Source organism: Pseudomonas sp. VS40, from assembly GCF_018587885.1.
GTDB classification, from domain to species: domain Bacteria; phylum Pseudomonadota; class Gammaproteobacteria; order Pseudomonadales; family Pseudomonadaceae; genus Aquipseudomonas; species Aquipseudomonas pergaminensis.
Map to the genome: position 1 here is coordinate 93,425 of NZ_JAGYWD010000014.1, position 12,177 is coordinate 105,601.

At 62.9% G+C, this 12,177-nt stretch carries 12 protein-coding genes; 2 read left to right on the forward strand and 10 right to left on the reverse strand.

Annotated features, from left to right (window positions below; genetic code table 11):
- Positions 1–4 precede the first annotated feature (4 nt).
- Entirely contained in the window at positions 5–2,875 is a 2,871-nt protein-coding gene (locus KHP07_RS28240; protein ID WP_214498434.1) for an ATP-binding protein, read from the reverse strand.
- Positions 2,876–2,965: 90 nt separating this feature from the next.
- Positions 2,966–4,180, reverse strand: a complete 1,215-nt coding sequence (locus KHP07_RS28245) for an MFS transporter (protein ID WP_214498435.1) — start codon at positions 4,178–4,180, stop codon at positions 2,966–2,968.
- A 105-nt stretch (positions 4,181–4,285) separates the two neighbouring features.
- Here KHP07_RS28245 and KHP07_RS28250 point away from each other — a divergent pair, with 105 nt between their 5' ends.
- Positions 4,286–5,101: an AraC family transcriptional regulator gene (locus KHP07_RS28250; protein WP_100491101.1), complete on the forward strand. Its 816-nt coding sequence runs from the start codon at positions 4,286–4,288 to the stop codon at positions 5,099–5,101.
- Here the strand turns inward: KHP07_RS28250 and KHP07_RS28255 are convergent.
- The 6 genes from KHP07_RS28255 to KHP07_RS28280 form a co-directional block, all read right to left on the reverse strand.
- Complete coding sequence (locus KHP07_RS28255; RefSeq protein ID WP_100491100.1) at positions 5,072–6,418, reverse strand: sensor histidine kinase; 1,347 nt, start codon at positions 6,416–6,418, stop codon at positions 5,072–5,074. The genes KHP07_RS28250 and KHP07_RS28255 overlap by 30 nt on opposite strands.
- Positions 6,415–7,155 carry a response regulator gene (locus KHP07_RS28260; RefSeq protein ID WP_099494558.1) on the reverse strand — a complete coding sequence of 247 codons (741 nt, stop codon included), beginning with the start codon at positions 7,153–7,155 and terminating at the stop codon, positions 6,415–6,417. The genes KHP07_RS28255 and KHP07_RS28260 overlap by 4 nt, the downstream gene beginning before the upstream one ends.
- A gap of 5 nt (positions 7,156–7,160) precedes the next feature.
- A complete protein-coding gene (locus tag KHP07_RS28265) occupies positions 7,161–8,594 on the reverse strand; it encodes a catalase (protein WP_214498436.1) in 1,434 nt (477 codons plus the stop codon).
- Between the two features lie 96 nt (positions 8,595–8,690).
- Positions 8,691–9,107: an Ohr family peroxiredoxin gene (locus KHP07_RS28270; protein WP_099494536.1), complete on the reverse strand. Its 417-nt coding sequence runs from the start codon at positions 9,105–9,107 to the stop codon at positions 8,691–8,693.
- A 37-nt stretch (positions 9,108–9,144) separates the two neighbouring features.
- Positions 9,145–9,516, reverse strand: a complete 372-nt coding sequence (locus KHP07_RS28275; protein WP_214498437.1) for an RNA polymerase sigma factor — start codon at positions 9,514–9,516, stop codon at positions 9,145–9,147.
- 79 nt (positions 9,517–9,595) lie between these two features.
- Positions 9,596–10,375, reverse strand: a complete 780-nt coding sequence (locus KHP07_RS28280; RefSeq protein WP_099494540.1) for a creatininase family protein — start codon at positions 10,373–10,375, stop codon at positions 9,596–9,598.
- A gap of 226 nt (positions 10,376–10,601) precedes the next feature.
- Here KHP07_RS28280 and KHP07_RS28285 point away from each other — a divergent pair, with 226 nt between their 5' ends.
- On the forward strand, positions 10,602–11,669 hold the full coding sequence (locus KHP07_RS28285; protein WP_078047789.1) for an AI-2E family transporter: 1,068 nt from the start codon (positions 10,602–10,604) through the stop codon (positions 11,667–11,669).
- Positions 11,670–11,672: 3 nt separating this feature from the next.
- Here KHP07_RS28285 and KHP07_RS28290 read toward each other — a convergent pair whose 3' ends face one another.
- The gene (locus KHP07_RS28290; protein ID WP_068931761.1) at positions 11,673–11,855 is read right to left on the reverse strand and encodes a hypothetical protein; all 183 of its coding nucleotides are present in this window, start codon (positions 11,853–11,855) and stop codon (positions 11,673–11,675) included.
- Between the two features lie 91 nt (positions 11,856–11,946).
- Entirely contained in the window at positions 11,947–12,141 is a 195-nt protein-coding gene (locus KHP07_RS28295; RefSeq protein WP_068931762.1) for a hypothetical protein, read from the reverse strand.
- Positions 12,142–12,177: the final 36 nt, after the last annotated feature.

A 12,177-nucleotide genomic window follows, 5' to 3' on the forward strand; every position in this document is an offset into this window, starting at 1 on the left:
TTTTTCAGGTACGTTGAGCATCGTCCAGGCGCGCCTGTAGCAGGCGCAGGTCCTGGGTATCAAAGCCTTCCGAAAACTGCTCGCGGTGTTGGCCCAGCAAACGCTGGGCCTCACTGCCACGACCTTGCGCCTGCCACAGCGCGGCCAGGTCGATGGCACTGCGCAACGCCCAGCTGCGTGAGCCTTGCTGCTGACTCAGGCTCAAGGATTCTTCCAGCAGTGTCTCAGGCCGTTTGTTGTCGCCGGGCACTTGTGCCTTATGAATGCTGGCCTGGAGGCGCAGCAGTTCCGGCAGGGGGAAGGCATCGCCGCTGTGTCGACAGTGTTCGATGGTCGCCTTCACTTGTACCAGGGCCTTTTCAAATTGCCCTTCCAGGATCAAGCCCTCGGCCAGGGCGATCTCGAAGGAGGTTGTCAGCAATTCGTAGCGCATGCCGTGCAGGCGGGCCAGGGTTTCCTCAAGGACGGCGACGGCATTGCCGGGCTGGCCTGCGCGGATGGCGACCGCCGCGCCAAAGCCCATGGCTGCGGCGATATAGGGGCCGAAGGCGTTGGCTTCGGCAATGGACTTGAAGGTGTGCAGGCGCTCGGCGGCGGTGTGCAGGTCACCGGTCCAGATGTAAATCTGCAGGGTCCAGACCAGCGCGATGCAATAGGTGGTTGCATGGTCCAGCGCGGCGGCTTCGGTTTCGACCTGCTGGGCGCCTCGCCTGGCCTGGTCGGGAAAGCCCATCAGCCACAGGGTGCGCGCCAGGGCCAGGCCGGTGCGGTTGCGATGGTCGAAGCCGTAGTGAATGGTCAGACTGCGCTGCGACGGCACACTGTTGCGCAGGGAGTGTTCCAACGCGTGGCGCGCCAACGCCTGGTCCCCCAGCAAGTGATAACAGATGCCCGCAAGGGAGGCGGCCACCGCGATGGCTTCCGGCTTGGCGATCACTGCGCTGATCTCCACGGCGCGTTCGGCCCAGGCCAGGGACGCCTTAAAGTCACCAATGCGTTCGTAGAAAATCTGTAAACGCCCCAGCAGGCGCAGTTGCGAGCGGTGCTCGCCAAGGCTCACGGCAATGTCCAGGGCGCGTAACAGGGCTTTTTCTGCGGCGGCGCTGTTGCCCTTGGTGAACATCAGCACCAGGCCCAGGGCGGCTTGCAGTTCCATTTCGGTGGGCGTGCCGAAGTAGCCGAGTTCCAGCAACTCAGTGGCGCGGGTGCACCAGGTGCGGCATTCCACCAACAGGGAAAAATGCAGGAACAGTTGTGCACTCGCCGCCGCCAGCGGCAGTGCCAGGCCGGGGTCGCCCTGAGGGCCGAAGCTCCACTCCAGCGCGCTGCGGATATTGCCCAACTGGCAACCCAGCCGCGTGGCGCTGGCGAAGATCGCGTGAGGGGTGTCGCCCAGGTGCTTGAGCTGCTCCATATGGTACGCCGCATGCCTGAAGGCCAGGGCGTGCACCTCGGATGGGCCCCGCACCTGGAGTTTTTCCCGCGCATAGGCGCGGGTCATTTCCAGCAAGCGGTAAGAGGCCGTGGCGTTGCTGCGGTTCACGGTGACCAGGCCCTTGGCGGCCAGCTCATCCAGGGTCGCGGCCACGCTGACGGGGTCGATCCAGTCGTCGGCGGCAATGTGCGAGGCCGCCTCCAGGGCAAACGGTCCGACAAATGCCGCCAGCCGCTCGAACACCAAGCGTTCATTGGCCGAGAGCAGGTCGTAACTCCAGTCCAGCATTGCGCGCAGCGTCTGATGCCGTGGCAGCGCGGTCCGGCGACCGGCCCATCCCAGGGAAAAGCGCTCGCCGAGCAGGGCATGAGTGGCGTGTACGCCATGCACCGCCACGCGCACTGCCGCCAATTCGATGGGCAGCGCCATGCCTTCCAGGCGTTGGCACATGTCGGCAATCAGACGTGCATCGCCGGGTGCCAGGGCCAGTGCGGCATTGCTGGCGTACACGCGCTCGACAAACAGTTGCACGGCGGGAAATCCCAGCAGTTGTTCAACGCTCAAGTCCTGCAACTCGCTGGGAAAGGCCAGCGGGTCGAGCCGATACACGTGCTCGCCGCGCGCCCGCAGCGGTTCGCGACTGGTGGCGAGAAGGGCCACGCCCGGGGCCGCATCCTGGATCTGTTCAACGAGGGCGCAGACCGCATCGATCAGGTGTTCGCAATTGTCGATGATCAGCAGCAACCGTTGCACACGCAGGTGGGCGAGCAACACCTGCATCGGTTCTTCGGCCTGCACCGCAATGCCCAGTGCGCTGGCGAGGGCGATGGGCACCAAGTCCGGATCCTCGACCTGGGCCAGGTCGACGAAGTGCACGGCGTCTTCCTCTGCGCGGCAGTGGCCGGTTTCCACGGCCAGGCTGGTCTTGCCCACGCCGCCTGGGCCGACGATGGTGAACAGCTTGGGTTGTCGCAGCCGCTCCATCACCAGCGCCACATCGGCGTGGCGCCCGATCAGGCTGGGGCGCGGCGGCAGGCGGCCGACGCCATTGGCCATTCGAGGGTGGCTGTACGGGGCGGGCAAAGGGCGCGCCGCGCGCTCCATCGGCGCGACGAACGCGTAGCCAACGCCGACTTGGGTGTTGATATAGCGTGCACCGTCTTCGCCATCGCCCAGAATGCGGCGCAGCCCGGTCATGTGAAAACGCAGGCTGCCTTCTTCGACGATGATGTCGGGCCACACCAGGCTGATCAGTTCACGTTTGGACACCACGCGTCCTGGGCGTTCGAGCAGGGCGATCAGCAGGTCGAGGGCACGACCGCCGATTTCCAATGCCGCGCCATCTTTCGTGAGCAAGCGTTTGCCCGGAACCACGCGAAAAGGGCCGAAGGCAAAGTCCAGGCTCGCGGCCTCATGCAGGTCGTCAGGGGCGGACTCCACGGTTATCGCGCTCTCGAAAAGAGGAAGGTGTATTCAAGGGGATTGGAACCCTGTTTCGGTCTGAGCATGATAGGAGATCCCAACGTTGGTTCAAGTCCGTACAACCTCGGCCGCGTGTGGCGCGAGGGCGTTGGTCTGGGCCGGTTTGAGCATCGGCGTCAGGCACAGCATGAAGACCAGCACGGCAAACAGCATGGCGTAGGCTAGGCTGTAGTTGCCGCTGTGGTCGCGCAATGCACCGAAACACAGCGGGCCCAAGGCGGCCACCAGATAGCCGATAAACAGCATGAATACCGTCCAGGCACCGGCTTGTGCAGGGCTGCTGGCATTGTCCAGTGGCAGCGTCATGCCCACGGTGAACGCCATGCCCAGGCCGATCGCCACCAGCAACACGTACAGGGTTGGCCACGCCGTCGGCGCAAACGCCATGCCTGCGGTGCCCAACAGCGCGATCAATGTGCAGACGGCCAGCAGGCCGCGACGGTCATGGGCCTTGCCGGGGATCAGGCCGGCGCCGACGCTGGCAACCGCGAATACAGCGGTGAACAGCCCCAGCAAGGTGCCGGCGGACAGGTGGGTGACGGCCGTTTCCGTGGAGGACGGTGCCAGCCAGGCGAACAGGGCATAGACCACAAACTGGCTGGCACCGAAGTACAGCGCCACCAGCCACGCCTGGGGATTGCGCCACGGCAGTCGGATCGACCGGGCCGGTGCTGGGGCCAGCCGAGGCGCACCGGCCGCGAAACGCCGGGCCATCCACACCCAGCTGATCACCGCCGTGACGCTCAACAGGCTCCATGCACCGGCGCCTACACGCCAGCTGTGGGCGAGTTCGGTGAGGGGCGCGGTGAACAGCGCAGAAAGGGTGGCCCCGACACTCAAGCCTGCGGCATAGATACCCATAAAAAACGCCGGACGGTGGGCAAAGTGGGTTTTGATCCAGCCCCCCATCAACGCGCCGGCGATGGCGATGCCGACACTGATCACAAAGGTGTTCAGCAGCAGCAGCGCGGCATTCGGCGAGACCGCCCGCAGCAGACACGCGGCACCGATCAGCACCAGGGCCGCAATCATGCAGCGGTCCGACCCAAAGCGTCGGCTCAAGCCTGGCGCAAGCAGGGCGAGCACACCCATGCACACGTCCGGGATCGACGTCAGCAGCGCCGCCTGGGTAAAGCTCAACCCATACTGGTCCTGGATCAACAGCAGGATCGGCCCGATGGACACGATGGCGGGGCGCAGGGCGATGGACAGCACCAACAGGCCGAGGACGGCTGCCAGGCTGTGCTTGTCAGTGGAGGTCATGTCGACGGGCTCTTCGGGTCGTGGAAGTCGAACCGATCGTAGCAATGTGCAAGAATCGACAAATGCCAGCTTATATCGACAAAGTGACAATGCGATGAGCCCACCATGAAGCAAGATGCCCGCGCCGTCGGTAAACCCGTCGAAATGAACGGACGCAGCGAGGACTACCTGGATTACCAGGACGTGCCCCGTGTGCTCATGGCCCTTGTGCGCAACCAGGCGGCCGGTGCCTATAACGCGCCGCACACCCATCGCCACGGCCAGTTGCTGTATGCGGTCAGTGGGGTGATGCGCGCCGTTGCCCAAGGCAGCCTGTGGTTCTTGCCACCCAAACGGGCACTGTGGATTCCCGCCGAAGAAGAACACGATCAACTGATGCTGACGCCGGTGCAGATGCGCTCGATCTATATCCAGGCCGACGCGGCCGCCGGTTTCGGTGACCGGTGCCGGATCGTCGATGTATCGCTGCTGTTGCGTGAGCTGATTCTGGTGCTGGCCAATGAGCCGATCGAGTACGAACTTGAAGGCCGCAATAGTCACGTGGTGGCGCTGATCCTCAGCGAGCTGGCCGCCGCGCGCACCTTGCCGTTGCAGATCCCGTGGCCGCTCGACCGCCGACTGCTGATGGTGTGCCGCGCGATACTTGAAACACCTGGGCAAACCCACACGGTGGCGTATTGGGCTGACCAGGTCGGCGCCAGTTCACGCACGCTGATCCGCTTGTTTCTCAAGGAAACCGGCCTGACCTACCGCCAGTGGGTGCAGCAGGTGCGCCTGGCCTGTGCCCTGGAACGGCTGGAGAATGGCGAGCCCATCGGCCGGATCGCCCAGGACCTGGGGTATGTGAGCGCCAGTGCCTTCAGTGCGATGTTTCGCCGCGCGATCGGCGTTTCACCGCGCGACTTTCTGGTCCGCGACTGACGGCATGGGTGACTGGCAGCGAGGCAGCAGCAACTGCGCGCACAACCCGCCGCCCTCGCGGTTGTACAGGGTCAGGCCGCCTTGCAGGGTGTGCGCCAGCTGCTGCGCAATGGCCAGGCCTAGCCCGGTGCCGCCGGTGGTGCGGTTGCGTGAGCTTTCGACGCGATAGAACGGCTTGACCACGTCGAGCAGTTGCGCCTCGGGAATGCCGGGGCCACGGTCAAGGATCTGGATCGACAGATGCGCATCGGCGTGGTGCTCGACGTTGACCGTGACGTCGCTGCCGAACTTCAACGCGTTGTCCACCAGGTTCACCAGCACCCGACGCAGTGCGTGGGGGCGGGTGTCGATCACGGTGCTGGTGGGCGCGGTGAGCACCACCTGTTTGCCGACGTCCTGATAGTCGAACACCAGGCTGTCGAGAAACGAATGCAGGTCGACCCGGCGACTGGCCTCGATGGTGCCGTCCATGCTGCGTGCATAGGCCAGGCCTTCCTGGACCAGGTGCTGCATTTCACTGAGGTCATTCCAGAGTTTTTCCCGCTCCACCGACTCCTCCATGAGCTCGGCACGCAGTTTCATACGCGTGATCGGGGTTTGCAGGTCGTGGGAAATAGCCGCGAGCAGTTGCATGCGTTCCTTGATGTGGGTGGCGATGCGTTCCTGCAGGGTATTGAAGGCCACGGCCGCGTAGGCCACCTCGGTGGGGCCGTTCTCATCCAGGCGCGCGCCGCCGCCGTTGGGGTCCAGGCGGTCGACCGCATTGGCCAGGCGTGTCAGCGGCTCAATCGCGGTGCGCACGGCCAGCAGGGTGCAGCCGAGCAGCAGCAACAGCTGCACCCCCAGTAACAGCGGCAGCCAGGGCGACAGCGGTGAGACTTGTGGGCGCACATCAATGGTCAGCGGCGTGCCATCGCGCAGGCGCAAGTGCGCCTGATAATGCGGGCGTTTGTCGGGGATGGTATTGAAGGTCAGGCTGTAGTCCTGGCCCAGGGTGGCCACCATCGAGTGCACCGAGGCGGGCGCGGTGGTCATGTCCATCGGCTGGCCAGGCTGGCCTTCATCCAGTTGGTAGCGATAGGTGGCATGTTCGAAGCGAGGCAGCCAGGCTTGACGCTCTTCTGCGGGCAGGCGTTCGAGCATGGCCACAGAGGTGCTGATGTCCTGTTCGAAATTGCCCAGCATCAGCGACATGGCGCTTTGGTAACGCTCATAAAACTGCAGCCCGAAGGAAAGCCCGTGGGCGATCACCAGGCTGGTCAGAAAGATCAGCGTCAGGCGCGAGGCCAGGGAGCGCGGCCAGCGCAGCCGTTTCACGAGGCTTCTCCCAGGATTTCCACCGGGTAGGTGAACACATAGCCTTCGCTGCGCACTGTCTTGACGTAGGCCGGGTCGCGCGCGTCATCCAGCAGGCGCTGGCGCAGGCGGCTGACCAGCAAGTCGATGGAGCGGTCGAACAGGTCGGCATCGCGGCCCTGGGTGAGATTGAGCAATTGATCGCGGCTCAGTACACGCTGGGGGTGGTCGACAAAGACCCGCAACAGGCGGTATTCGCCGCCGCTCAGGTTGACGATGGTGCCCTGGGCGTCCATCAGGTGGCGTGCGGTGGTGTCCAGCCGCCATTTGCCGAAGGCCACCAGGCGGCTGGCTTCGCTGACGATCAGGTTGGGCGGCAGTGAGCGAGTGCGGCGCAATATGGCGTTGATGCGCGCCAGCAGCTCGCGGGCGGCGAAGGGTTTGACCAAGTAATCATCGGCGCCCATTTCCAGGCCGATGATGCGGTCGGTTTCGTCGTTGCGTGCGGTCAGCATCAGGATCGGCGTGGCTTTGTGTTTGCCCGCACGCAGCTCGCGGCACAGCACCAGCCCATCGTCGCCCGGCATCATGATGTCGAGCACGATCAGGTCCACCGCCGTGGCATCGAGCAAGGCGCGCATTTGCCGACCGTCCGAGGCCACCGTGGTGCGCAAGCCGTTTTTCTTCAGGTAATTGCCGACGAGTTCGCGGATCTCACGATCGTCGTCGACAATCATAATGTGATCGATATGGTCCATCTGGCTCACCCTAAGAGTTCGATGGCGCGGGCAACACCCGCGCCATAGGTAGGATCGGCTTGCGTGCAGTGCTGGATATGGCGCGCTTTGGCTTGGGGGCTGGCGCCCTGGATGGAACGCGCGGTGTTGTCGAACAAGGCCTGTTGCTGGGTGGCGCTCATCAAGCGGAACAGTGCGCCGGGTTGGGAAAAATAGTCCGTGTCTTCCCGGTGGTTCCAGTGCGCAGCGCTGCCTTCCAGGGCCAGCGGTGGTTCGCGAAAGTCGGGTTGCTCCACCCATTGCGCGTGGCTGTTGGGTTCGTAGCCGAGGGTGCTGCCGGCATTGCCGTCGGTGCGCATCTGCCCGTCGCGGTGGTAGCTGTTGACCGGGCAACGCGGGGCGTTCACCGGGATCTGATGATGGTTCACGCCGACGCGGTAGCGCTGCGCGTCGCCATAGGCGAACAGGCGCGCCTGCAGCATCTTATCCGGCGAAAAGCTGATGCCCGGCACCACGTTGGCGGGGTTGAAAGCGGCTTGTTCGACGTCGGCGAAGTAGTTGTCGGGGTTGCGATTGAGCTCCAGGACACCCACTTCGATCAGCGGATAGTCCTGATGCGGCCAGACTTTGGTCAGGTCGAACGGGTTGATCGCATAAGTGCCGGCATCCGCCTCCGGCATGATTTGCACGTGGAGCGTCCATTGCGGGAAGCGGCCCTCTTCGATGCTGGTGTACAGGTCGCGCTGGGCGCTTTCACGGTCGTCGCCGACCACTTGGCTGGCCTGCTCGTCGGTGAGGTTGTGGATGCCTTGCGCGGTTTTCCAGGTGAATTTCACCCAGAAACGCTCGTTGGCCGGGCTGATAAAGCTGAAGGTGTGGCTGCCAAAACCATGCATGTGTCGATAGGACTGCGGCAACCCTCGGTCGCTCATCACAATCGTGACCTGGTGCAGGGCTTCGGGCAGCAGGGTCCAGAAATCCCAGTTGTTGCGCGCGCTACGCATGTGGGTGCGAGGGTCACGTTTGACGGCGTGGTTGAGGTCGGGAAATTTCAACGGGTCGCGCAGGAAAAACACCGGGGTGTTGTTGCCCACCAGGTCCCAGTTGCCTTGCTCGGTGTAGAACTTGATGGCGAAACCACGGATGTCCCGCTCGGCATCGGCAGCGCCGCGCTCGCCGGCCACGGTGGAAAAACGCACGAAGATATCCGTGGTCTTACCCACGTGGGAAAACAGGTCGGCCTTGGTGAACCGGGTGATGTCTTGGGTGACGGTAAACCGGCCGAACGCGCCGGAGCCCTTGGCGTGCATGCGGCGCTCGGGGATGACTTCACGGTCGAAGTGCGCCAGTTTTTCCAGCAGCCAGACGTCCTGCAACAACACGGGGCCGCGGGGGCCGGCGGTCTGCGAATGGTTGTTGTCGACCACGGGTGCGCCGGCGGCTGTCGTCAGTTTTTTCATGCTCAAGTCCCCTTGTTTCTGATTGTTGTGTCAGGGAGCATCAAACCAGACCCCTCAGGGCACCGCGATTGCACGTAGGTATCGAGTCACTGAACCTCAGTTCAGGGTGAAGCTGACGTCGATGTTGCGGCGTGTGGCTTTCGAATAGGGGCAGTTCTGGTGGGCCGCTTCAATCAATTGCCTGGCTACCTCGGGTTCTATCTCGGGCAACGAAACGCTGAGGTGCGCCTGCAAGAAAAAACCCTGTGCGCCGTGCAGCAGGTCGACTTGGGCATCAATCGCCGCCGTGGCCGGAAACAGGATTTTCCGGGCATTGCAGGCATGGCGCAGCGCGGCCAGGAGCGACGCCGACCAGCACACCGCAAACAGTTGCTCGGGGTTGGTGCCGCTCCCCGGAGCACCGGGCGGGGAGAGCTTGATATCCAGCCGGCCATCCACGCTACGCCCTGCGCCCTCTCGACCGCCTGTGGTAGAGGTGTGGCCGGAATACAGAATTTTTTCGATGCTCAGCATGGGCATTTCCTGGGAAGAATCGACGGCAGTGGGAGAGTCAAATTGCCCACTGGATAGATGGCGAATTCAGCAGAGGGGGGACGCTGGTGGACGGCAGATATCCCAACAGCGTCGTACGGGCGATCTCCAGCAACCAGGCCCGGAACGGCGTGGCAGCGTCGTAGCCTGCGGCATTTTCCAGCACGGCCAGGAAGGCTTCACGTACCAGGTATTGGATGTTTTCATGGCGAATGCGCCCGGCCTGTGCCTGGCCCTCATAAAAAGCCACCAACAACGGTGTGACGTTGTCCCACAGTCGCCACACGGCGCCTCGGTCACCGTTGAGCACATGCTCCATCAATGTGCACAGCCTTTCATTGCCGAGACGGCCCACCTTGCACAGGCAATTGCCGCGATAACCTTCGGTCATGGTTGCATCCCTCTTGAATGCTGACGGTGATGAGATTCAAGAGTGATGCCTGGCCGCGTTGGCCACCAGTTAGGCGGTGTTAGCAGTTGTTAGTCGAGGCGCTGACCGGGCCGAGCGGAGTTGATTCGTGGCTGAATGCCTCCAGCTCGCGTACCAGGCTTTCGGCCGCCAGCCTGACTAGCTCACCGCCTTTTTTCGGCGTCGCTTGGCCCGGGTCCGAGCCCATGCGGCCGTCCGGGAAGCGTGCGCGGAAGTCATGGGCCTCGCGAATCGGCCCGGAATTGGCGATTTGCGGCGAATAGGTCGCCGACTTGATCGCGTCCGGGTAGGCCCATTGAGTCACCGCAATCTCCGACGGCGTGGCGTGGATCCCGTGGCCGGTGGGGAACTGTCGGTTGGCCAGTGCGCCAACGCCTTCCAGGTCCCACCAGTTGCTCAGTTTCAAGGCGAACCCGGCGGATTGCCTGGCAAAACTGGCGCGGGCATACAGTTGCGAAAATGCCGCTTCGATCGAGGCAATGTTGCCGCCATGGCCATTGAGGAAGAGGATCTTCTCGAAGCCGTGGGCAACCAGGGAAAGCACCCAGTCCTCAATGGCCGCGATAAACGTCGACGGGCGTAACGTGATGGTGCCGGCAAAGCCCAGGTGATGCTGGGCCATACCGATATTGAAGGTGGGGGCGATCAGGATATCCGACGTTTCTTGTGCCTGGTGGGCAATGATCTGCGGACACATCCAGTCGGTGCCTAGCAGGCCAATGGGCCCGTGCTGCTCGTTGGAGCCGATGGGAATCACAATGGTGCGGCTGCGTTCAAGAAATTGCTCGATTTCAGCCCAGGTGGACATGTGTAAAAGCATGATGGCCTCTCTGTTTGACAGAGCCCCGGTGGGAGCGTGATGGAGTATTGCAAGTGCACGCCAATCTCATCACGGGGCAGGGGCAGCGAACATTGCACGATGGTGTCGATCCACGCGCTGTGGGCGGGTCTATGCTTGTTCAATAACCGAGGGCACTCCCAGGTTTCGCTGCGGACTAAGCAACAGGGCCTACATGGGCCCTCTGCTTTTCTGACATGGACCGGACATGAATCAAACCAACCTGCAATTCAAAACCCTGCTGTTGCTGCTGGGCCTGGTGACCGTCGCCTTTATCTGGATACTGCTGCCGTTCTATGGCGCGGTGTTCTGGGCGGTGATCCTCGGCATCATCTTTGCTCCGATGCAGCGTCGCCTGCAGCTGCGCTTTGGCTGGAACCGCAACTTCACCTCCCTGGCCACCTTGAGCGCCTGCCTGGTCATTGCGATCCTGCCGGTGATCATCACCAGCGCCTTGCTGGTGCAAGAGGGCGCGACGCTTTATAAGAACGTGGAAAGCGGCAAGCTGGACGTGGCGGGGTACATCGAGCAATTCAAGAATGTGTTGCCGCCGTACTTCCAGCACCTGCTGGACCGCTTTGGCATGGGCAACCTGGAAGGTTTGCGCGAGAAGATCGTCAAGAGCGCGATGCAGGGCAGCCAGTTCTTTGCAACCCAGGCGTTCAGCTTCGGGCAGGGCACGTTTGATTTCCTGGTGAGCTTTTTCATCATGCTGTATTTGCTGTTCTTCTTGCTGCGCGATGGCCCTGAACTGGTGCGCAAGGTGCGCACGGCGGTGCCGTTGGCCGAGCCGCAGAAGCGCCGGTTGCAGCTCAAGTTCAACCGGGTGGTGCGTGCCACGGTCAAGGGCAATGTGCTGGTGGCCGTGACCCAGGGCGCGCTGGGCGGATTGATCTTCTGGTTCCTGGATATCCCCAGTGCGTTGCTCTGGGCGGTGCTGATGGCATTTCTGTCATTGCTGCCGGCGGTGGGCGCGGGGATCGTGTGGGGGCCAGTGGCCGCCTACTTCCTGTTGAGCGGTTCGATCTGGCAGGGCGTGGTGCTGGCGCTGTTTGGTGTGTTTGTGATCGGCCTGGTGGACAACGTGCTGCGCCCGATTTTGGTGGGCAAGGACACCAAGATGCCCGACTACCTGATCCTGATCTCGACCCTGGGCGGTCTGTCGGTGTTTGGCTTGAACGGTTTCGTGATCGGGCCACTGGTGGCGGCGTTGTTCATGTCCAGCTGGGCGCTGTTCGTGGAGAGCAAGCCGCGAGTCAAGTTGCCATTACCCTGAACCTCAGGCATGCAGCCTGAAGTTCGAGGCCTGTTGCAGTTGTTTTTCAGCGGCCGACAAGGACGTGAGCGGGCCGCTGATGGGTTCGCCATCGCGCACCAGGTACCAGCAGGCGAGTAAACCCGACTCCCGAAGGCGGGCGGGGACGGCGCTGCCGATGACGGACATGATCTGAACAGTGGGCATAAGGACCTCCAATTGCTATGGGGGTCACCTTACGGGTTGGGCCTGCGTAGGAAAAATCACCTGTCTTGATAGTCGACATCGACGCGAGGCGTCAGTCCACCACCTGATCGAGCATGTTCACCACTTCCTGCTCGCTGACCAAACCCTTGCGCACCAGGTTTTCTGCCAGCAGCGCGAGGAACTTGGCGCTGCGGTGGCCTTCCAGGTGCTTGAGCTCGGTGAGGGCGTTGTAGACCTTGCTGGACGTACAAAGGCCGGCGGTGCGGTGCGGGTTTTGCGTGGGCATGGTCAGTCGTCCTTGTTGTTATTGGGTGGACAGAAT

What these genes read in the sequence shown, in the direction of transcription:
- KHP07_RS28285 (WP_078047789.1), top strand. Translation starts at nt 10,602, where the DNA reads ATGAATCAAACCAACCTGCAATTCAAAACCCTGCTGTTGCTGCTGGGC.
- KHP07_RS28275 (WP_214498437.1), bottom strand. Translation starts at nt 9,516, where the DNA reads ATGACCGAAGGTTATCGCGGCAATTGCCTGTGCAAGGTGGGCCGTCTC.
- KHP07_RS28270 (WP_099494536.1), bottom strand. Translation starts at nt 9,107, where the DNA reads ATGCTGAGCATCGAAAAAATTCTGTATTCCGGCCACACCTCTACCACA.
- KHP07_RS28265 (WP_214498436.1), bottom strand. Translation starts at nt 8,594, where the DNA reads ATGAAAAAACTGACGACAGCCGCCGGCGCACCCGTGGTCGACAACAAC.
- KHP07_RS28295 (WP_068931762.1), bottom strand. Translation starts at nt 12,141, where the DNA reads ATGCCCACGCAAAACCCGCACCGCACCGCCGGCCTTTGTACGTCCAGC.
- KHP07_RS28250 (WP_100491101.1), top strand. Translation starts at nt 4,286, where the DNA reads ATGAAGCAAGATGCCCGCGCCGTCGGTAAACCCGTCGAAATGAACGGA.
- KHP07_RS28245 (WP_214498435.1), bottom strand. Translation starts at nt 4,180, where the DNA reads ATGACCTCCACTGACAAGCACAGCCTGGCAGCCGTCCTCGGCCTGTTG.
- KHP07_RS28260 (WP_099494558.1), bottom strand. Translation starts at nt 7,155, where the DNA reads ATGGACCATATCGATCACATTATGATTGTCGACGACGATCGTGAGATC.
- KHP07_RS28280 (WP_099494540.1), bottom strand. Translation starts at nt 10,375, where the DNA reads ATGCTTTTACACATGTCCACCTGGGCTGAAATCGAGCAATTTCTTGAA.
- KHP07_RS28290 (WP_068931761.1), bottom strand. Translation starts at nt 11,855, where the DNA reads ATGCCCACTGTTCAGATCATGTCCGTCATCGGCAGCGCCGTCCCCGCC.